This is a genomic window from Saccharopolyspora sp. ASAGF58 (assembly GCF_012277335.1).
GTDB classification, from domain to species: Bacteria; Actinomycetota; Actinomycetes; order Mycobacteriales; family Pseudonocardiaceae; genus Saccharopolyspora; species Saccharopolyspora hattusasensis.
In genome coordinates, this window is the sequence record NZ_CP040605.1 from 1,736,568 (window position 1) to 1,756,816 (window position 20,249).

Consider the following 20,249-nt stretch of genomic DNA (forward strand, 5'->3'; position numbering starts at 1 on the left):
GCGTGCCTCCCTACGAAAGTTGACCCGTTCAGGTCACCTAATCGTCCGAGTTCGGTGGCGGAACGTACCGACCACCGGTTACCGGCGTGGTCGCTTTGCGTAAACCGGCCACGACGCAGTGATCATATTTTCCAATCCTTAACGACTTTCGCCGGGCCTCCAGACCAATAAACGAGCAGGCCAGCAGCCAGAATCGCCCGAATACCGATCCCGACCGCGGCCAATTCGGTGATCCACATCACATCAAATCGGGTTAGGCCGGGCTGATCCCCAGCTGCACCCGGCCAATTCGCTCGTAAGTGGTACTGCGCTGCCGGGCGGAACGACCCGCCCGAGCGGCCAGCTCGTGCAGCTCCTCGACGGTCCGCTCCGAGCCGTGCTCGGAGCCGGCCATCCGGCTGATGGTCTCCTCCATCAACGTCCCGCCGACGTCGTTGGCGCCGCCGTTGAGCACCTCCGAGGTGCCCTCGTCGCCGAGCTTCACCCACGAGCACTGGACGTTGTCGATCCGGCCGTGCAACAAGATGCGCGCCATCGCGTGCACCGCGCGGTTGTCCCGGCGGGTCGGGCCCGGGCGCGCGAGCCCGGCGAGGTAGATCGGCGCGTTGCGGTGCACGAACGGCAGCGGGACGAACTCGGTGAACCCGGCGCTGCCGTGCTCAGCCGCGGCGTCCTGCACACCGGCCAGGGTGCGGAAGTGGCCGAGCCAGTGCTCCGGGGTGTCGACGTGGCCGTACATCATGGTCGACGAGGACGGGATGCCGAGCCGGTGCGCGGTGCTGACGACCTCGATCCACTCGGCGGCGGGGAGCTTGCCCTTGGTCAGCACCCAGCGCACCTCGTCGTCGAGGATCTCCGCCGCGGTGCCGGGAATGCTGCCCAGGCCGGCCCTCTTAAGCTCGGCCAGCCAGTCGGCGATGCTCGCCCCGGCCTTGGCCGCGGCGCTGACGATCTCCATCGGGCTGAACGCGTGGACGTGCATCTCGGGCACCCGCTGCTTGATCGCGCGCACGAGCTCGGCGTAGCCGGACACCGGCAGCCGCGGGTCGATGCCGCCCTGCATGCAGATCTCGGTGGCCCCGGCCCGCCACGCCTCGTCGGCGCGATCGGCGACCTCATCCGGCGAGAGCCGGTAGGCGTCGGCGTCGCGCTCCCGCTGCGCGAAGGCGCAGAAGCGGCACCCCACGTAGCAGATGTTGGAGAAGTTGATGTTGCGGTTGACCACGTAGGTGATGTCGTCACCCACCACGTCCCGGCGCAGGCCGTCGGCGATCCCGGCGAGCGCATCCATCGCGGCTCCGTCGCAGGTCATCAAGGCCATGGCGGCGGCGGTGCGGCTCTCGTCGAGCAGCGCGGCCGGGTCGGTCTCGGCCAGCCGCAGCCCGTCCCGCGCATCGGCGTCGAGCCGCTCCGGGGCCGCGTCGGCGGGCAGCTGGCGACGCAGCTCGTCCCAGTCGCCGTAGACCGTGTCGAAGTCGCCGCGGCGATCCCCCGTGCGGCCCGTCGTGTCGATGCTGCGGTGCAGGTCGGTGCGGCCGATGGACTCGAACCCGCCGTCCGGCTCCTGCCATTCGCGCCCGACCGGTGCGGCGTCGGCGTCGGCGAAACCGTCCGAACCGGACAGTGCCGCGACGTGGCCGGCCACCCGCAGGTCCAGCCACTGGGTGCTGTCCCCGGCCAGCCCGGCGCGCACGTAGCGCGGGTAGGCGGTCAGGCGTTCCCGCAGCTCGAAGCCGCCTTCGCGGGTCTTCGCGGCGAGCTCGTCGATGTGCGGCCACGGCCGTTCCGGGTTGACGTGGTCCGGGGTCACCGGGGAAACCCCGCCCCAGTCGTCGATCCCGGCGCGCAGCATCAGCAGCTGCTCGTCGCCGATGAGGTTCGGCGGCGCCTGCACGCTCACCCCGGAGGGCATCAGCAGCCGCGCGACCGCGATCGTGGCGGCCAGGTCGTGCAGGTCGGCGTCGGGCATGCCGCGCATCGCGGTGTCCGGTTTCGCCCGGAAGTTCTGCACGATGATTTCCTGGATGTGCCCGTACTGGCGGGCGGCGCTGCGCAGCGCGAGCAGCGACTCGGCGCGCTCGGCGCGGGTTTCGCCGATTCCGATGAGGATTCCGCTGGTGAACGGCACCGCGACACGTCCGGCGTCGGCCAGCACTCGAAGCCGGACGGCGGGTTCCTTGTCCGGGCTGCCGAAGTGCGGCCCGCCCTTCTCCCGCCAAAGCCGCTCGGCGGTGGTCTCCAGCATCATGCCCATGCTCGCCGCGACCGGCTTGAGCCTGGTCAGCTCCGACCAGCTGAGCACGCCGGGGTTCAGGTGCGGCAGCAGGCCGGTTTCCTCCAGCACCGCGATGGCGCAGGACCGCACGTAGTCCACTGTGGAGGAATAGCCGCGCGCCTCCAGCCACTCCCGGGCCGCGGGCCAGCGCTCTTCGGGCCGGTCTCCGAGGGTGAACAGGGCTTCCTTGCAGCCCGCGGCCGCACCCCGCAGGGCGATCTCCAGTACCTCGTCGCGTTCCAGGTAGGCGGATTTCACCCGGTGCGGCACGGTGGCGAAAGTGCAGTAGTGACAGCGATCCCGGCACAGCCGGGTCAACGGGATGAACACGTTCCGGCTGTAGGTGACCACACCTTCGTGGCCCTCGGCGACCAGGTGCGCGTCCCGCGCGCGACCGGCCGCGGCCAGCAGTTTTTCCAGGTCTTCGCCGCGGGCGTGCAGCAGGACCGCGGCTTCGGCGGCATTCAGCGAAACACCATCGGTGGCGCGGCGGAGCGCGCGGCGCATCGCCGATTCGCTCGGGGTGGGCTCCGGCGGGGAAACTTCCAGATCTGCAACCGACACCTGCCGACTCTAAGTGGTCGAGCGCCTACCGCCCAACCGCCGCAGACGTGCCGCACGCCTCACTATCGGCTATTGAATTACTCCGTTCTGTCCTACCCACGATCACCGAAGCACGCGCAAGATCCGACGAAAACCACTGGGTGAATCGCACTATGTCTCCATAGGAGGGACACGTGTCACGCTCTAGAAAGAATGGTCGAGTCGCGCGTATGGCCGGCTCGGCACTCGCGTTGGCGCTGTTGGTACCCGCAGGCATCGTCAGCGCGGCCGATCCAGCCCCCGCGGCCGCCGCCGCACCGGTGCACTTCGTCGTGCTCGGCCCGACCGGCGACGGCCTGCAGCAGACAGCGGAATCGGTGCGCGCGGTCGGCGGAACCGTCGTGCAGAGCTGGCCGCAGATCGGCGTGATCGTCGCGACCTCGACGGATCCCGGATTCGCCGCCGCGGTGCGCACCCAGCCCGCCGTCGAGCAGGCCGGTGCCAGCCGCAACCTCGCCGAGCAGCTGCCGCCCGCGCAGTCGCTGCGGCTGGAGTCGCTGGAGGGCAAGGCCGGTCCCGCCGCGTTCTCGGCCAACGCGAACGCGGAGCCGCTTGAGCCCGAGCAGTGGGACATGCGGCAGATCAAGGCCGACCAGGCGAGCGCGATCTCCCAGGGCAGCAAGGACATCACGGTCGGCGTGCTGGACTACGGCATCGACCCGGCGCACCCGGACCTGAAGCCGAACCTGGACGTCTCCAAGTCGGTGAGCTGCGTGAACGAGGGTGTGCCGGACATCCGGCAGGAGGCCTGGCAGCCGCAGGACCCGACGCAGAACCACGGCACCCACACCGCGGGCACCATCGCCGCCGCGCGCAACGGCGTCGGCATCTCCGGTGTCGCGCCGAACGTCACGCTGGCCTCGGTGCGGGTCATCGACGACGGCGGCTTCATCTACCCCGAGTACGCGGTCTGCGGATTCATCTGGGCGGCCGAGCACGGCTTCGACGTCACCAACAACTCCTACTTCGTCGACCCCTGGTACCTGTGGTGCGACAGCGACCCGGACCAGCGGGCCGGTGCCGAGGCGGTGCGCCGCGCGGCCGCGTACGCGCAGGGCAAGGACGTCGTGAACGTGGTGTCGGCGGGCAACAGCAACTGGGACCTGTCCAAGCCGATCCGCGACACCGACAGCCCGAACAACGGCGGACCGACGCAGGACCGCAAGACCGGGCACGAGTGCCACGTCCTGCCAGGGGAGCTGCCGGGTGTGGTCGCGGTGTCCGCGGTGGGCTCGGACGCGGTGAAGTCTTACTACTCCAACCACGGCCTGGGTTCGATCACGGTGACCGCGCCCGGTGGTGACAAGAACCAGATCCCGCAGACGCCGTCGCAGAACGGTCGGGTGCTGTCCACGGTGCCCGGCGGCGGCTGGGGCTGGATGCAGGGCACCTCGATGGCCGGGCCGCACGCCGCGGGCGTGGTCGCGCTGCTGCGCAGCACGCACCAGGACTGGAACGCCCAGCAGGTGGTCGGCGCGCTGACCAACCAGGCTGACGCACTGGCATGCCCGACGAGCTACGACCCGGACGGCGACGGCAAGCCGGACGCGGTCTGCTCCGGCGGCAAGAGCGGAGCCGGCTTCTACGGCGCGGGCCTCATCGACGCCCTCGACGCCGTCCAGAAGTGACCTCTCCCACTAACGGGTGATAACCGAAGGGCACCTTCGGCCGGCTTTACCGGCTTTGCCGGTCGAAGGTGCCCTTCATACCGTCCAATTCGCACGATCTGGGGTTGCTTGGGCGAGTTGACGGCAGGACGCTGACGATCCGGAGGGTTGTCGGGTGGGAGTGAGGCGCTGTCGTGGCTGATTCGGAGACCTTCGTGATCGTCGGTGCCGGCATGGCCGGCGCCAAGGGTGCGCAGGCGCTGCGCGATCTGGGGTTCGACGGGCGCATCGCACTGCTCGGGGACGAACGGCACCGCCCGTACGAGCGCCCGCCGCTGTCCAAGGCGTACCTGATGGGCAACGCCGACTTCGCCAGCGCTTACGTGCACGACGAATCCTGGTACGCCGACAACCGGGTGGACCTGCAGCTCGGGGTGTCGGTGCGGCGGATCGACCGGGCGCTGCGCCAGGTGGAGCTCTCCGACAACAGCCGGATCGACTTCGACAAGCTGCTGATCGCGACCGGTGCGCATCCCCGTTCGCTGCCGGTGCCCGGGATCGACGCCGACGGCGTCCTGTACCTGCGCCGGGTCGAGGATTCCGACCTGATCAAGCAGACCCTGAACGACATCGAACGGCTCGTGGTGGTCGGCGCGGGCTGGATCGGGCTCGAAGTCACCGCCGCCGCGCGCGAAGCCGGCGTGGCCGTGACCGTCGTCGAGACGACCGAGCTGCCGCTGCTGCGGGTGCTCGGTCCCGAAGTGGCCGAGGTCTTCGCGGCACTGCACCGGGACCACGGCGTGGACTTCCGCTTCGGCGCCGCCGTGAGCGAAATCCTGGTCGACAGCGGCCGGGCAGCCGGGGTGCGGCTGAAGGACGGCGCCGAGGTTCCGGCCCAGGCGGTGCTGGTCGCGGTCGGCGTGGAGCCGGACGTCGCGCTGGCCAGGGACGCCGGGCTGCGGGTGGAGAACGGCATCCTCGTCGACGCCTCGCTGCGCACCGGAGACCCGAACATCGTCGCGGCCGGCGACGTGACCAACGCGTTCAACCCGTTGCTGGGCAAGCAGATCCGGGTGGAGCACTGGGCGAACGCGCTCAACCAGCCGGCCACCGCGGCGGCGTCGATGCTGGGGCGCGACGGAAAGTACTCGGAGCTGCCTTACTTCTTCACCGACCAGTACGACCTGGGTATGGAGTACCTCGGCTACGTCGACCCGGACGGATACGACCAGGTGGTGTTCCGCGGGGATGTCGAAGCCCGCGAGTTCATCGCCTTCTGGCTAGCCGAAGGCCGAGTCCTGGCGGGCATGAACGTGAACATCTGGGACGTGCAGGACCAGATCAAAACCCTGATCACCTCGGCCACGACGGTCGACACGAATCTCCTGGCGGACCCGGAAACCCCCCTGAACGAACTGATCGCCCGCTGACGGTCGAGCGCCGGACCGGGCGTCAGAGCTCGACTGCCCACCGGTGCTCGCTGGTCGGTTCGTCCAACCACACCTCGTGGGTACCGTCCACCGTGATCGTGAGCCCGTACCGGTCAGGCGTCGGGAGACCCGATTCGAGCCACCGGGCGTACGCGGCGTCGGCCTCGTCCCAAAGCCGGCGCGGACCGAGCTGGTAGACCTCGAAATCGGCCCCGCGTGCCATGATCACGCGGGCCCACGACGCGGAACGGACGTCGTGCAGCTCGATGTGCCGGTGATCGGCGTCGATGTCCTCAATGGTGAGGTAGCAGCTCGGGACGCGAAGCCCGATGGTGAACGCTGCGTGCGAGAACTCCGTCATCTCGAAGAGTTCCCGTGCGCTTCGGAGGGTTGTCCCCTTTTCGGCGCCGGATATCTCGGCGTCGGACGGGCCGAGGAATTCGCGGCGCTGATCGCGAACCCGCATGAACCGAAGGTTCTTGCCGCATCTCCCCCACGCCGAACCGTCCCCCGGCACGGTGAGCCGGAGAAGAGTGCCGTTGCAGTAGTCGGTGCCCCACGGCGTCACGATCACGCCGCCGGGAACTGCCTGCTCGATCCAAGCCCGGGGGACTCGGCGCACGGAAGCGGTGGCGATCAGCCGGTCGTACGGCGCGCGATCCGGGTAGCCCTTGGTCCCGTCCGCGGTCACCACCACGACCGCGCACCCCGCGCCGATCAGCGCTCGGACCGCCTGCTCGGCGAGCTCGAGGTCCACCTCGAGCGAGGTCACCTGGCCGTCGTCGCCCACGCGCTCGCGGAGGTTCGCCGCGTTCCAGCCGGTTCCCGTGCCGATCTCCAGCACCCGATGGCCGTCCTCCACCTGGAGGGCGTCGAGCATGTCGGCCACGAGCGACGGCTTGCTGCACGAGCTGCTCGGCTGAAAGCCGACGGCTCCGGGCCGGGTCTTGCCGTCGTCGACCTGCGTGATGATCGGCTCGTCGGCCTCGACCAGTTCTCGCCACCGCGCCCCGTCGGTCTTCCTGGACACCGAGACGAACCCGCCCGTGACGGGGTCATCGACCCACACCTCGGGCGGGATGAACCGATCGCGCGGTACACCGAGCCGTTCACGCCAAGCGGTCACTTCTTCGTGTCGCCTTACTCGTCGTCGCCTTCGTGCTTGTTGCCGTCGTCCTTATTGCCCCAGTTCTCCCACTTCTCCGGTTGGGCTTCGCCCTGGCCGTCGCGGTCCACGTCCCGCTTGCCCATTCCGACCTCCCAATCGATCAGGCCCTCGTCGCAGCGCGGGCCAATTCACCGAGCGTTGCGGCGCCGTCAATGAGAGCACATAGGTGGGGCGGATTTTCCTGAAAATGAAACAGGATCACGCTTTCGAGGCACATTTTGGCAGCAACGCTAGGCCAAACGGCTCACCGGAATAGCACAACCGCCTAATGGGAGCTGAACACCCGAAGACCGTCAGGATGCCAGGGAGCGGTTGACGAAGGTGGCGATCAGGCTTCATCACCGTCCCGGCCAACGACAACCCGGACTTCTTCCTGCACGAAGGCGACCACGGCACCTTCATCCGCGAGGAGTACCCGGAAATCATGCCGACGCACATCCGCCCGCTGATCTACCTCACCGACGCGCCGAACAAGCACTTCGACACGGTCCTGCAGGGACGCGGCAGCTGGGAAATCGGTGTGCGGGACGGGATAACGAACGCCTATCGGCACCTGCGCAGCATCGTGTTCTCCCGCAGCATCACCGAAAGCCCGGACCCCACGGTGGAATTCGTCGCCACCGACCCGGTCGAACGGGTGCGGGAGCTGAAACGGGAAGAAGGCATGGGAATCTGGCTCTGCGGCGGCGGAAAGCTCGCGGCGGCGCTGCGACCGGAGATCGACGAAATGATCATCAAGCTGCACCCGGTGGTCGCCGCCGCCGGAATCCCGCTCTTCGGCGGCGATTTCGCCCCCGAGCAGTACGACCTCGCCGACACCCACGTCTTCAACAGCGGCGTGATGCACCTGACGTACACCAAGCCCTGACCCGCCGCGGCGGGTTAGGGCAGGTGCTGGAGGAGGTCCACGAGGCGGCCGGGGGCGGCTGGTCCACTGGTCACAGCTACCGTCCTCGGTCGCGGGGTGTTCAAGCGTGACGTATTGGCGTCGGTTGCGGGACTGAACTTGGGCCGAGGCTCTCCCGCTCGTGCACAAGTCGCTACTCGACCAGTTGCGCGCGCTCGACGGGCTCGACCTGACCACAGCAGTGGTCGATGGTTCCGGGTTCGATGTTGTGTCGGCGCCCAGGCAATTCAGTACTGCCTGGGCGCCGCGAGCGGGATCCTCGCGGAGAGCCCTACACCTTTCCGTGTCCGGTGTCGTCGAACTGGTACCCGTCATCGGGAACGAGACGGGTCAGAAGTCAAAGACCGCCGTCACCGGCGCGTGGTCCGACCAGCGCTGGTCATAGCTCTCAGCCTTCTCCACGTATGCATCCGTGCAGCGACTTGCCAGGCCGAGCGAACTGACGAGGTAGTCGATACGCCATCCGGAGTCGTTGTCGAAGGCCTTCCCCCGGTAGGACCACCAGGAGTACGGGCCGGGGCCTTCCGGGTGGAGGCGGCGGACCACGTCCGCGTAACCGCTCTCGAAGACCTCCGTCAGCCAGGCCCGCTCCTCCGGCAGGAAGCCCGCTTCCTTCTGGTTGGACTTCCAGTTCTTCAGGTCGATCTGCTGGTGAGCGATGTTCCAATCGCCGCACACCAGCACCTCGCGGCCTTCCGCCGCGGCGCGTTCCTGCAGGTCACCCAGGTACGCACGGAACTCCTTCATGAAGCGTTCCTTCTCGTCCTGGCGCAGGGTGCCGACGTCGCCGCTGGGCAGGTAGAGGCTGGCCACCACGACGCCCGGCAGGTCGATCTCCGCGTACCGGCCGCTCTCGTCGAACTCCGCCGAGCCGAAGCCGATGCGCACCGCCGTTGGCTCCGCGCGGCTGTAGATCGCCACCCCGGCGCGGCCCTTCGCCGAGCTCGGGGCAAGCACGGTGTGCCAACCGGCGGGTTCCCGGACCTCGGACGTGAGCTGGTCGGCCTCCGCACGGGTCTCCTGCATGCAGATCACGTCGGCTCGCGTGGCGGCGAGCCACTCCACGAAGCCCTTCTTGGCGGCGGCGCGCAGGCCGTTGACGTTCACGGTCGACACAGTCAGCACGCCAGCGAGGGTAACCACCGGTACCGACGATCAACTCGCCGGTCACCCCGCCCCACCGGAAGGCGTTCAGCGGCTCGCCGGGCCCGTCCGCCCACCACGTCGCCACCCGCACCAGGCCCGGCTCGAGCACGTCGAGCCCGCCGAAACGTCGGCAACCCACCGCACGCCCAGCTCCGGTTCGTGTCATGCCACCCCCAACCCCATTGCCTCCCCGGCGCTGACCAGCGTTAGGTGATCAAGCATCGAGAGCGTTGCTGGTGGGCAGATACCGCCAATCCGGGTAAGACACTCGACCTGCGGCTGGATTCCACTACTATCCCTCCGCGTAACGTTCAACCGCTGGATCGCGACAGTGGATCGTAGAGCCCATTCCACAGGAGGTTTCGCGTGGCCCCGGACAGTGCCACGGGAAGCGGCCCAACCGCCCGCCGTCTCGTGCTGGGCAGCCAGCTGCGCCGACTGCGCGAGGCGAGCGGCATCTCCCGGGAGGACGCCGGCTACGCCATCCGCGGCTCCGGATCGAAGATCAGCCGCCTCGAACTGGGCCGAGTCGGTTTCAAGGAGCGCGACGTCGCCGACCTCCTCAACCTCTACGGGGTGACCGACGAGTCGGAGCAGGAGTCCTTTCTGGACCTGGTGCGCCGTTCGAACGAACCGGGCTGGTGGCACCGCTTCAACGACCTGATGCCGTCGTGGTTCCAGGACTACGTCGGCTTGGAGGAATCGGCCTCCCGCATCCAGACCTACGAGATCCAGTTCGTGCCTGGTCTGCTGCAGACCGAGAAGTACGCCCGCGCGGTCGCCATCCAGGGCCGCCCCGAGTTCCCGGCGGACGAGCTCGACCGGCGCGTCCGGCTGCGCATGCAGCGCCAGAAGCTGTTCATGCAGCCGAAGGCGCCGCGGTTGTGGGCGGTGATCGACGAGTCGGTGCTGCACCGGCCGATCGGCAGCCGGGAGGTGCTGCGCGAGCAGATCCAGTTCCTGCTCGATGCGACGGCGATGTCCGCGGTGACTCTGCAGATCCTGCCGTTCGAGCTCGGCCGGTCCGGCGCGGAGGGCGCGTTCACGATCCTGCGCTTCGCCGAGCCGGAGCTGCCGGACATCGTCTACCTGGAACACCTCTGCGGCGCGCTGTACCTGGACAAGCCGGACGAGGTCGAGGTGTATAGCAAGGTCAGCCACCGGCTCGCGGTCGACGCGCAGACCCCGGAGGAGACCCGCAAGACGTTGCTGCAGGTCCTGAAGCACAGCTGACGTCCAGCCGCCACCGCCGGATATCCCCCGGCGGTGGCTTTTTTGTGCCCGAATATCGGCTCAGGATATCCGTGCACTAACGAGTCACCGTCAAGGCTACGAAACTAACCCAAAAGAGTGATCAAGGTCTCATTGAGATGCACGTGCATTCAACCGTGCATCTGCACCTGCTAATTTGGTGCACGATCATCTGCACGTGCAGATGATCGTGCAGCGTTAGTCGGGGAAGGGTGAGGTTCGGATGACGAACATCCAGAACGGTATGCCCGCGCAGCAGCTTTTCAACGCGGTGTGGCGAAAGAGCCGCCACAGCGGAGCGGTGGGCAACTGCGTCGAATTGGCACCGTTGGTCGACGGCGGGATCGCCGTCAGAAACTCGCGTTACCCCGAGGGTCCAGCACTGGTCTACAGCCGGGATGAGATCGCCGCATTCCTGCACGGTGCCAAGGACGGCGAGTTCGACGACTTGATCGTCTGACCAGCCGCGCCGACACTCCGCGCGGAGCCACGGTTGAAGCCCTTGACGACGAAACTCGGTGGCGCCATGAACGAGATTACCAACGGCCTGCAAGCCCTGGTAGCCCACGACTTCCAGTTCGCGCACCCTCGCGACACCAACGGCGGCCTGGTCGCCGTGGTGGGAATCCGCGTCCATCACGGGGTTTTCGACATCCTGCAGCTCTTCGGCGAGCACGACGCCGACGCGGCGCGGATCCCCGGTGACGAGCCCGACGTGCTCTTCCCGAGCAAGGTCCTGTGGCGCACCACCGGCCCGGCGCGCGAGGTGATCGCCGAACTGCTCGCGCTGTCCGAGCCGACCCCGGAGCTCGGCGGCCAGCCCAAGGGCTGCTGGCTGCCGACCAACGCGGGCCGCTCAGCCTGGCTGGCCGCCTCCGCCTGAGCCACCGCGGTGGACCGCCCAGGTCCGCCGCTCCAGACCTCGCCCCGACCCCGGCGCTGGAGTCCTCTGTGGACCATGCCCCGGAGCCGGGTCCCCGAACCGATCGAGTTCCCGCGTGACGGCGCCCCGGCGCGGGAGGTCGCTGCTGCCCGTCTGCCGGAGCCCGTCGAGCACCTGCCGGATCTGGGGAAGCAGATACCTGCCCCTGCCGGAGCATCTTGACCATCCGCAACGTCGCGGACGTCGATCGGGCTGAATATCCGGTACTTGGTGCCCGGCGCGCGGGCGCCAGCAGACCAGCGGATTCCCACACCCGAAGGCGGCCGGTCTGCTGAGGTACCTGCAGCACGTGCTGGTCCTGGACCACGACCTCACCGACATCCCAGACCGGATGCGAACCCAAGCCCACCGGGGCCTATCGGCAACCCACTCCGAGCCCGCAAGGTCCGCGACCTGCGCCGCCGATGAGTCCACACAGGACTCGGCGCCGACCCGTGCAGGCGTCGGCGCCGAGCGCAGGTCAGGGGAGTTTGTACATGGGGTTGGGCAGCTTCACGCCGCGTTCGGCGTGGCCGCCGGCCAGGTCGGACTCCTGGTCGCCGACGCTGAGGATGATCTGGTAGCCCTGCCGCTCGATTTCGGCGCGGGTACCGCTCTTGTACGGCACCACCGACGGCCGGTGGTCGTCCGTCGGCCGCAGGTACAGGGCGTCGGGCTCGGGGTAGCCCTCCTCCTCGAGGTCCAGCAGGCTGGCCTCGCGCATCTGCGGGCTCTCCCGCCTGCCGGTGACGAAGAAGATCGCGACGCCGTGGGAGTCCGCGAATCGCGCCAGGTCTCTCGTCGCGGCGATCCCGACAGGCCCGCGCGCGAGCACGTACTCGTCGGACGACTCCTTGTCGAAACCGAAGTTGATGTCCTTCGCGTACCCGTAGGTGGACACGCTGGTGTCGTCGATGTCCAGTACGATCGCCGGTTTCGACACGCCCTGCTCCAGGCGCTTGGCCAGGTAGTCCTGGCCGCGCCGGTCAGCCTCGGCGATGTCGGCGTCCCACCGCCCCGAATCGTGGTAGTCCACGATGGACTCCTTGAGCTCCGTCAGGTTCGGGGGTTCGCCGGCCTTCGCGACTTCGGCGCCCTGGGCAGCGGCGCAGCCGGTGGCGAGCACTCCGAGCAGGGCGAAGGACGAGGCAATCCTAAGGAGTGCGGGGGACTTTCGATCGGACACGATGAGGAATCTCCTAGCGGCGGGGACTAATCCGGCAGCCCGGATCCGCTCAGCACGCGGTCGAGCACGGGATAGGACGCTTGCGCACCGGAGTGTTGCACGCTGCAAGCTCCCACGCGGGTCGCCCGACGCACGGCAGGGGAAGCAGATCGCCCTGGCAGAGGCGGCAAGCCACGGTTGCGGCGAAAGCATCACCCGCTCCGGTGGAGTCGACCGCATCGACCGTGTTCGCTCCGGTCTCCGAAACGGATCAACGCGGTGCCGGTATCCGCTTCGACGTCGCGATGGGTTTGCGTGGTGTCGACGCCGTCGGCGCGCAGGGCTGCCAGCAGCGTCTCGCCGTGCGCGTCCGCGCCGACCCGACCCACCAGCGCCGTCCGGGCGCCGAGCCGTGCGGCGGCGACCGCCTGGTTGGCGCCCTTGCCTTCCGCGCTGATGGAGCAGTGGTTCACGGTGAACGCGATGAAGTCGGCCTTGATCCCGTTCGACCAGCGCCTCGCGCTGATCAACGAGGTGATCAAGCCCGCTACGCGGCCCTGCGCTCGGAGTCGCTGTCCGGTCCCGCCACCCACCAAGCCACCACGAAGATCAACACAAACCAGGGATTGACTTAGGAAACTCACGGGCGCTAGGCTCGCCGACCGCTCACCCGGGACAGCACGGTTCGCCGGGACGCCGAGTCACAAGATCGAGAAGACACGAGCGACCCATGGTCCTACGGTGACCGACATCGAACAAGCGTCCCACTGTTGAGCAGGGGTTCCTCATGAGCTGTGTCCGAGTTCTCGTCGGCACCCGCAAGGGCGCGTTCATCCTCACCGCGGACGGCGCCCGCGAGCGGTGGGACATCAGCGGCCCGCTCTTCGGCGGTTGGCAGCTGTACCACCTCAAGGCCTCGCCAGCGGACCCCGACCGGTTGTACGCATCGCCGTCGCTCGGCTGGTTCGGCCAGTTGATCCAGCGCTCCGACGACGGCGGCCAGACCTGGGAACCGGTCGGCAACCAGTTCTCCTACGACGGCACCCCCGGCACGCACCGGTGGTACGACGGCACGCCGCACCCCTGGGAGTTCGAGCGAGTCTGGCACCTCGAGCCGTCGCCGACCGACCCGGACACCGTGTATGCCGGGGTCGAGGACGCCGCGCTGTTCCGCACCACCGACGGCGGCCAGACCTGGCAGGAACTGCGCGCGCTGCGCGAACACGACTCCGCCTCCGGCTGGCAGCCGGGCGCCGGCGGGATGTGCCTGCACACGATCATCCACGCGCCGGACAACCCGAACCGGCTCTTCACCGCCATCTCGGCGGCGGGCGCCTTCCGGACCGACGACGGCGGCAAGAGCTGGCAACCGATCAACCACGGCCTGCACTCGGAGGGCATTCCCGACCCGGACGCGGACGTCGGCCACTGCGTGCACCGCATCGCCCTGCACCGCGAACGCCCGAACGTGCTGTTCATGCAGAAGCACTGGGACGTGATGCGCAGCGACGACGCCGGCGATTCCTGGTACGAGATCAGCGGCGACCTGCCGACCGACTTCGGCTTCCCGATCGACGTGCACGCCCACGAACCGGACACGGTGTACGTCGTGCCGATCAAGAGCGACGAGCAGCACTACCCGCCCGAGGGCAGGCTGCGCGTCTACCGCAGCCGGACCGGCGGCGGCGAATGGGAGCCGCTGACCAAGGGCCTGCCGCAGAAACACTGCTACGTCAACGTGCTGCGGGACGCGATGGCGGTGGACTCGCTGGACGAGTGCGGCATCTACTTTGGCACCACCGGCGGCCAGGTGTACGTGTCGCCCGACGCCGGGGATAGCTGGCGGCCGATCGTCCGGGACCTGCCGGCGGTGCTGTCCGTCGAGGTGCAGACGCTGCCATGATCAGGGTCGCGCTCCCCGCCCACCTGCGGACGCTGGCCAAGATCGCGGACCGCGAGATCGAGCTGGACCTCGACGGCCGGCCCACGCAGCGCGCGGTGCTCGACGCGCTCGAAGCCCGCTATCCGATGCTGCGCGGCACCATCCGCGACCAGGAAACCCACCTGCGCCGGGCGTTCATCCGCTTCTTCGCCTGCGAGCGGGACCTCTCCCACGAGTCGCCGGACGCCCCGCTTCCGGAAGAGGTCGCGGCGGGCGAGGAGCCGTACCTGATCGTCGGAGCTATGGCGGGCGGCTGACCGAGCCCCGCCCTCGCGAACCGAACTGGTTGTCCCATCCTTCGACTGATGGATGCGACGGGCTGTCCAAACTGGACGAAATTGTGCTGCTCGGCGTGCCCGTTCAACTAATGGGTGGTAGAGCGGGCGCTCCGGCGTGTTGGCGTGTCAATTCTCGGCCCCGGTGGAAGGTTTGCCGCGTCAATCGCGCGGCCGGTCCGGGATCCCGGGATTCCGTGCCCGTCTGACGCCACCGGAAATCAACCAAATCGGAGTCTGACATGCGCAGTTCAGCACGTGCCCTGCTCGCCGGAGTCGCCGCCGTGGGCCTGCTCGCGATGGGTGCGTCCCCGGCCCTCGCCGCGAAGGGCAAGGCCAAGGAGTCGGACGACGACTCCGTCGTCACGGCCGCAGCCCAGGGCGGCAACGGCGGGAACGGCGGCAACGGCGGGTTCGGCCTGAACATCTGCCCGGCGATCAGCGTCCTCGCGAAGGCCGAGGCCAACTGCACCGCGGGCAAGGGCGGCAACGCCAACGGCGGCGACGCGGAAGCCTACGCGGAAGACGACAGCCGGGACACCGAGTCCGACTAGGACTGACGCCGACCTCGCGGGTCCGGTTCAGCCCGGGCGCTCCCGCCCGAACGGGAGCGGCCGGGCGCTGATCCACCCAGGGTCCACCCGATACGAGGTCTTCGCCCGGCCAGGAACGCCGACCGGTGGACGATCTGGCCGGCGTACCCGGAGCGACGACGCGAAAGGAGACCGATGATTATTTCTGTTCGCATCCTCAGCACCGCCGCCGCACTCGGCATCGGCGTGCTGGCGACGAGCATGCTGCCCCAGGCGGTCGCGGACGAAAGCACCAAGGAGAAGCCCGGTAGCGCGGGCGAAGCCGGCCAGGGTTTCAGCATCTGCCGACCGATCTCCCTCACCGGCGGTCAGATCACGGCCCAATGCTCGGTCGCGCCGAACGGCGGGAGCACCGACGGGCACTCGACCGCGGTGGCCGAGGAGAACAGCGACGACGACGACTGAAGGTCGCCCGCTGAGCAAAAGATGAATGTGCCGGCCTCCGCAAGGAGACCGGCACATTCTCACGTGCACCGACGAAATCCGTCAATCCCGATCGTCCACTGTGGCCGAGGCTAGTTCGCCAAGCGGCGCCAGTCGCCCGATGCGGGTGCTTTCGCCACTTCAGCCGGGGGCACCGGAACGGCAGCGTTACGCTCGAAAAGCGGGCAGGCCGTGGGATTTCTCGGACGCGGCCTACCCGCTACCAACTCGAAACTCGGACGCGGCGCGACGGTCTTCCGGCAGGAAGACCGACGCGGAACCCGCGGCTCCCTTCGCCAGGAAGCTCCAAAATCACTCGTCGTCGCTGGAGTACTTCCGGTCCTTGCTGTCGTCTTCCGCATAGGCTTCCGCGTCGCCACCGTTGGCGCTGCCGCCGTTGCCGGCACCGCAGTTCGCCTTCGCCGGCGCCAACAATGCGATCGACGGGCACACGTTGATCCCGAAGCCACCGTTGCCGCCGTTGCCGCCCTTACCACCTTCGGCCGCGGCCGTGACGGTGGAGTCGTCGTCCGACGTCTTTTCCTTGCCCTTGGCGGCCAGCGCCGGAGACGCTCCCATCGCGAGCAATCCGACCGCGGCGGCCCCGGCGAACAGAGCACGAACAGACTTGCGCACTGCAGACTCCAATCTGGATGGATACCACTTGGTTGAACAGCCCCGCCGCTGAAACCCGAGGGAAGTTCGGCGGGAGCCGAGATCAACGCGTGGACCCTTTCACCGAAGTCCGCAAAACACCCCCAGCGACATGCAGATCACACCCCCAGTCACCCAGAGGTGCGATCAACTTCGTTGTGCCCGCAAAGAAAGAGCGTGCCGACCGGCGCACAGACCGGTCGACACGCTCTCAACTCGACGCTCCGGGCTGCCGGTGCCCGGTTCGGCGTCAGTCCTCGTCGTACGAGGTGGCTTCGGCGTCGCCGCCGACGCCGTTGCCGCCGTTGCCGGCCGAGCAGGAGCCCTTGCCCTCGCCCAGGATACCGACACCGATGCCACAGAGGACGTTCACGCCGATGCCACCGTTGCCACCCTTGCCGTTGCCGCCGTTGGCCTCGGAGGAGGTCACCGAGTGGTCGTCCTTCTCGTGACCCTTGCCGTGCCCGCCGGCAAAGGCAGGCGAACCCATCGCCAGCATCGCGGCCGCAGCGGCGGTAACACCGAGAAGACGAATCGAAGTACGCATTCCTTAACTCCCATCCATGTTGGACATGACCAGGTCGGTTTGAGTTCCCCGGAATTCTGGGGATTTGGGGGGTGCACCGACCGGCAAGAGAAACGTTGCCATTGATATGGGGGGTCCGGCATGTCGGGTCACACCAAAGAGAATCGCTCGCCACCCTTGCGGATGCACGACTACGCAGCGTCGTTCGGCTGACCGATCTCAACCCGCACAACTCAACTGATCAGATGAAGCAATTGCGACCGCCACAGAAAGGATCAAGACGTAGAATCCCGATCCCGATCACGAAATGATCAAGAACGTCGAACCCTAAAGGCATTGCGCTATAAGGACTTGCGCAACACGATCGGCGTCGCCAACTTGAGACACTTCGCCCGTTTGGATCAAGAAAGGGAAGCTCGCGCGCACATCGCGCGAACCACCCCTAGCGTTTGTTGCTGATCCCGATACGGACTTCGTTTCAGGAGGCAAGCCATGGAAATTCGCAGCAAGACGGCGGTCGTGCTGGCCGCGCTCGGGACGCTGACCGCCGGCGCCTCGGTGGCAGCCGCGACCGCATGGGCCGGACCACCGCTGCACGTGGAGGTGGGCGAAGCCCGGTGCCTGCGCACCGCAGACCTGCCCATCGTTGGGAAATTTCTGAAAGATGCTGTGGGACAGGAGGATCTCACCACCGTGCGGCTGACGTTCCGGAGCGCCACCAATGCCCGCCAGGCGGTTTCGTACTCCGTGGCAGTGGACGGAAACGTGCGGGCCAGCGGGTCAGTCAGCGGCGGCGGCGTATCCATCAACAGCGTCACCGTCGCCAACAACGGAAGCTCCCGGCTCATCGTGACGACGGGTCCTACGGTCGTCATCGACCGGACCATCACTGGACACTGCTAGGACAGGTGCCGGAATCATTTCGGGGAGCGGGAACAGTCCCGCTCCCCGACTTTTTGCCGTGCTCATCGACAGTCCTCATCCGCAGTGCTGCGACCACCGGATCCCGGAAATGGATCAGTGGCTTCACCGGGGAGCCGGTGAAGCCACTGCGAGAGTGCGGCGCAGGCGGACCGGAGGGCCAGAGTCGCACCCTCCAACATGCGATCCCGCCTTGGTTCCGCCGCGTGGCGTGCGCTTCTGGACCACGGGCGGCGACTTTTACGCTGCACTCCTTGCCTTTCGGCAATCCATGGGGTGTGGCGAAGACATCAGGAGCGTGTTCCGGCAGATGTTCCGGCCAGCCGGCGCTCGGCGGTTCGTGCGCTCAGAAGGCGAACACGGAACCGGTCGCGGCCTTCAGCTCGCAGGGATTGGCCAGCAGTACCTGGTAGCCGACCGGTTGGCCGCGCCAGGTCCCCTCCGCGGATGCGGTGGTCTGCCGGCTTTCCTTGGTGCAGTTCTTCGGCTGCCCCGGGTCCAACCGCTCGAACTTCCCTTCAACCCGGTGCAATTCGTCGCACGCTACGGACGCGCGCGGGTGGTCCCCGCTCGCCGGGTCGCAGTTCAGCGTGACAGTCCGGGACTTCTGGGACTCCGTCACCGTCAGCTTGAGCGTGCTCTGGTCCGCGTCATCGCCGGACGCGGCCGCAGCAACCCCTGGAACCAGCACCACCGCAGCGAAGACAATGCCGGCGACACCGCGGCCGAGCAACCGAGATTCGGTCATTTCGTGCATCCTCCGTCCTGGCCGGAATGGAAACCCCCGTCTTCCTTACCGCACCCGGAACGACCTCTCCGCGCGAGCCGAAAACGATCACCGATCGGATTCCCTCGAAGCGGTGATCATCACCGCCAGCCACCAATGAGCCCCGAATTCGCTCCCGGAAGATCTACGGCGACCGCGGGCGACGATCCGACTCGGCGACGGCGCCGGGCCGCCTGACGACACCGGGTAGCGCCCATTAGCTCATCAGCGTTCCGAACCCGTGGATAAATGACGAAATTTCACGTAGATTTGCCCATTAATCGAGTCCCGGCTCCTCGTGCCGACGTTGATCATCCGCAAATCGAATGCAGCGCAGGAGCGACGAACGGAACGTAGTCACGATCCGACACAAACGTGCTGCGATCGCCGATCGCGTGATCGGTTCCGACGCCGCCGCACGACGAACTACTGCACAACGCAGCGTATTGCCCCGGACGAAGATCCTCATCCGGTGCGCCGCACCGTGCATATTCCAGTGGAGATCATCAGATGAGGTGAGCGACCGAAATCTGGGGTTGCGAGAAGATCAGGCAGCGCTATGTTTTAGAAGACCCCGCTGCGGCAGGGTTTCAAAACCCGATGGGAATCCACTGCCATTCGACCCGACAAAGGCGGTCGGCGATTCCTGCGGCGTCATTCGACAAATCAGTACGAAGGGGAATATTCGTTATGCGTTCTGCCAAGCGCGTCATCGCTGCTACCGCCCTGGGCCTTCCCATCCTGCTCGGCGCCCCGGGAATGGCTCTCGCCGACGGCGGCCACCACCACAAGGGATGGCCGACCATCTCCGACAACCAGCTCCAGAACCAGGACCAGGACGCCAACACCGAGCAGGCCAACCTCAACAAGCCGACGCAGTACACGTTCAACGTCGGTAGCGGCGAGGCGAACTCGGTGAGCTGGAGCAACCAGGCCAACGACGCCGACACCGACCAGACCGAGGCGGCCTGGCAGGCGGACGAGGACTGACGGCAGGGACCCCCTCGCTGCCGCGGTTCGACCGCACCATGAAAGGGCTTGGCCCGGCGATTCTCTCGCCGGGCCAAGCCTTTTTCATCTTCCTTCATCTCCGCCACGACTGATCGGGCGGCTGTGCCGACCCTAGTCGTCGACGTCCATCTCACCCTCGGTCTGCTCGGTGTCGTTGACGTTGTTCTGCTGGGTAAAGGTCATCGCCGCCTGCTCGCCCTTGCTGTTGTGGCTGATCTGCGTGATGGGCGAGACGTTGATGTTGTTCTGTACCGTGTGGTTCTGCGCGCTCTGCTCCTGGGTCTCCTTCACGATCCAGGAAGCCTTCACCGGGTGCCCGTTGCCCTGAGCGGCCAGAGCCGTACCCGACACCCCGAGCAGCAGCGGCACCCCCACAGCGGCGGCAGCGAGCACGCGCTTTGCAGTACGCATCAACCGATTCCCTTCGTAGACCGACTATTTCCGCACTGTTCCTGATCCCCGCAGCGATCCTGGAAATGCACATCGCCTTCGGGTTTCGCGGAATCCAAACCCCGAAAAAGGGGCAACAGAAATCTACCGGTGCAACGACATTCGGTGGCAAGCAAAACTCCGGTGATCACACCATGTAGTGATCACCGTTGGGCGACACCGCTTTCGCCGATTCGAGCAAGAAGAAGCCCGCTGGGCCGACGACTGCTCGTCG

Annotated in this window: 21 protein-coding genes; 12 read left to right on the plus strand and 9 right to left on the minus strand. The window is 67.4% G+C overall.

The features are described from left to right. Positions 1-253: 253 nt before the first annotated feature. Positions 254-2,782, minus strand: a complete 2,529-nt coding sequence (locus tag FDZ84_RS07945) for a bifunctional FO biosynthesis protein CofGH (RefSeq protein ID WP_246869137.1) — start codon at positions 2,780-2,782, stop codon at positions 254-256. Between the two features lie 230 nt (positions 2,783-3,012). On the opposite strand from FDZ84_RS07945, the gene FDZ84_RS07950 reads away from it, so the two are divergent. Both FDZ84_RS07950 and FDZ84_RS07955 read left to right on the plus strand, forming a co-directional pair. Then, positions 3,013-4,506 (plus strand): S8 family serine peptidase, encoded by a 1,494-nt coding sequence (locus FDZ84_RS07950; protein ID WP_246868876.1) that lies wholly within the window; start codon positions 3,013-3,015, stop codon positions 4,504-4,506. A gap of 173 nt (positions 4,507-4,679) precedes the next feature. Continuing rightward, positions 4,680-5,915: an NAD(P)/FAD-dependent oxidoreductase gene (locus tag FDZ84_RS07955; RefSeq protein ID WP_168585366.1), complete on the plus strand. Its 1,236-nt coding sequence runs from the start codon at positions 4,680-4,682 to the stop codon at positions 5,913-5,915. Between the two features lie 22 nt (positions 5,916-5,937). Here FDZ84_RS07955 and FDZ84_RS07960 read toward each other — a convergent pair whose 3' ends face one another. Continuing rightward, positions 5,938-7,041, minus strand: a complete 1,104-nt coding sequence (locus FDZ84_RS07960) for a methyltransferase domain-containing protein (protein WP_168585367.1) — start codon at positions 7,039-7,041, stop codon at positions 5,938-5,940. A 379-nt stretch (positions 7,042-7,420) separates the two neighbouring features. On the opposite strand from FDZ84_RS07960, the gene FDZ84_RS07965 reads away from it, so the two are divergent. Continuing rightward, on the plus strand, positions 7,421-7,951 hold the full coding sequence (locus FDZ84_RS07965) for a dihydrofolate reductase family protein (protein WP_168589891.1): 531 nt from the start codon (positions 7,421-7,423) through the stop codon (positions 7,949-7,951). A 369-nt stretch (positions 7,952-8,320) separates the two neighbouring features. Here the strand turns inward: FDZ84_RS07965 and FDZ84_RS07970 are convergent, their stop codons facing one another. Further along, positions 8,321-9,115, minus strand: a complete 795-nt coding sequence (locus FDZ84_RS07970) for an exodeoxyribonuclease III (RefSeq protein WP_168585368.1) — start codon at positions 9,113-9,115, stop codon at positions 8,321-8,323. A 387-nt stretch (positions 9,116-9,502) separates the two neighbouring features. Here FDZ84_RS07970 and FDZ84_RS07975 point away from each other — a divergent pair, with 387 nt between their 5' ends. From FDZ84_RS07975 to FDZ84_RS07985, 3 genes are all read left to right on the plus strand, one after another. Further along, positions 9,503-10,369, plus strand: a complete 867-nt coding sequence (locus tag FDZ84_RS07975) for a helix-turn-helix transcriptional regulator (RefSeq protein WP_168585369.1) — start codon at positions 9,503-9,505, stop codon at positions 10,367-10,369. Positions 10,370-10,610: 241 nt separating this feature from the next. Further along, complete coding sequence (locus FDZ84_RS07980) at positions 10,611-10,847, plus strand: DUF397 domain-containing protein (protein ID WP_168585370.1); 237 nt, start codon at positions 10,611-10,613, stop codon at positions 10,845-10,847. A gap of 66 nt (positions 10,848-10,913) precedes the next feature. After that, a complete protein-coding gene (locus FDZ84_RS07985) occupies positions 10,914-11,270 on the plus strand; it encodes a hypothetical protein (RefSeq protein ID WP_168585371.1) in 357 nt (118 codons plus the stop codon). Between the two features lie 520 nt (positions 11,271-11,790). Here the strand turns inward: FDZ84_RS07985 and FDZ84_RS07990 are convergent. Both FDZ84_RS07990 and FDZ84_RS40555 read right to left on the minus strand, forming a co-directional pair. Continuing rightward, the gene (locus FDZ84_RS07990; RefSeq protein ID WP_210435472.1) at positions 11,791-12,495 is read right to left on the minus strand and encodes an HAD family acid phosphatase; all 705 of its coding nucleotides are present in this window, start codon (positions 12,493-12,495) and stop codon (positions 11,791-11,793) included. A gap of 191 nt (positions 12,496-12,686) precedes the next feature. Beyond that, positions 12,687-12,947, minus strand: coding sequence for a PfkB family carbohydrate kinase (locus FDZ84_RS40555; RefSeq protein ID WP_371812809.1), 261 nt, complete (start codon positions 12,945-12,947; stop codon positions 12,687-12,689). Positions 12,948-13,261: 314 nt separating this feature from the next. Between FDZ84_RS40555 and FDZ84_RS08000 the strand changes: the two genes are divergently transcribed. From FDZ84_RS08000 to FDZ84_RS08015, 4 genes are all read left to right on the plus strand, one after another. After that, the gene (locus FDZ84_RS08000; protein WP_168585372.1) at positions 13,262-14,377 is read left to right on the plus strand and encodes an exo-alpha-sialidase; all 1,116 of its coding nucleotides are present in this window, start codon (positions 13,262-13,264) and stop codon (positions 14,375-14,377) included. Beyond that, positions 14,374-14,673, plus strand: coding sequence for a MoaD/ThiS family protein (locus FDZ84_RS08005; RefSeq protein WP_168585373.1), 300 nt, complete (start codon positions 14,374-14,376; stop codon positions 14,671-14,673). The genes FDZ84_RS08000 and FDZ84_RS08005 overlap by 4 nt, the downstream gene beginning before the upstream one ends. A gap of 260 nt (positions 14,674-14,933) precedes the next feature. Beyond that, entirely contained in the window at positions 14,934-15,245 is a 312-nt protein-coding gene (locus tag FDZ84_RS08010; RefSeq protein ID WP_168585374.1) for a hypothetical protein, read from the plus strand. A 174-nt stretch (positions 15,246-15,419) separates the two neighbouring features. Beyond that, positions 15,420-15,689, plus strand: a complete 270-nt coding sequence (locus FDZ84_RS08015; RefSeq protein ID WP_168585375.1) for a hypothetical protein — start codon at positions 15,420-15,422, stop codon at positions 15,687-15,689. Between the two features lie 330 nt (positions 15,690-16,019). Here the strand turns inward: FDZ84_RS08015 and FDZ84_RS08020 are convergent, their stop codons facing one another. Together FDZ84_RS08020 and FDZ84_RS08025 are read right to left on the minus strand one after the other, a co-directional pair. Then, the gene (locus FDZ84_RS08020; protein ID WP_168585376.1) at positions 16,020-16,343 is read right to left on the minus strand and encodes a hypothetical protein; all 324 of its coding nucleotides are present in this window, start codon (positions 16,341-16,343) and stop codon (positions 16,020-16,022) included. Positions 16,344-16,611: 268 nt separating this feature from the next. Beyond that, a complete protein-coding gene (locus tag FDZ84_RS08025) occupies positions 16,612-16,908 on the minus strand; it encodes a hypothetical protein (protein WP_168585377.1) in 297 nt (98 codons plus the stop codon). A 471-nt stretch (positions 16,909-17,379) separates the two neighbouring features. Here FDZ84_RS08025 and FDZ84_RS08030 point away from each other — a divergent pair, with 471 nt between their 5' ends. Beyond that, on the plus strand, positions 17,380-17,790 hold the full coding sequence (locus FDZ84_RS08030) for a hypothetical protein (protein ID WP_168585378.1): 411 nt from the start codon (positions 17,380-17,382) through the stop codon (positions 17,788-17,790). Between the two features lie 364 nt (positions 17,791-18,154). Here FDZ84_RS08030 and FDZ84_RS08035 read toward each other — a convergent pair whose 3' ends face one another. Further along, positions 18,155-18,556 (minus strand): SSI family serine proteinase inhibitor, encoded by a 402-nt coding sequence (locus tag FDZ84_RS08035; protein WP_168585379.1) that lies wholly within the window; start codon positions 18,554-18,556, stop codon positions 18,155-18,157. Between the two features lie 708 nt (positions 18,557-19,264). Between FDZ84_RS08035 and FDZ84_RS08040 the strand changes: the two genes are divergently transcribed. Then, entirely contained in the window at positions 19,265-19,564 is a 300-nt protein-coding gene (locus FDZ84_RS08040) for a hypothetical protein (RefSeq protein ID WP_168584083.1), read from the plus strand. Positions 19,565-19,696: 132 nt separating this feature from the next. Here the strand turns inward: FDZ84_RS08040 and FDZ84_RS08045 are convergent, their stop codons facing one another. Next, on the minus strand, positions 19,697-19,996 hold the full coding sequence (locus tag FDZ84_RS08045; RefSeq protein WP_168585380.1) for a hypothetical protein: 300 nt from the start codon (positions 19,994-19,996) through the stop codon (positions 19,697-19,699). Between the last annotated feature and the right edge of the window lie 253 nt (positions 19,997-20,249).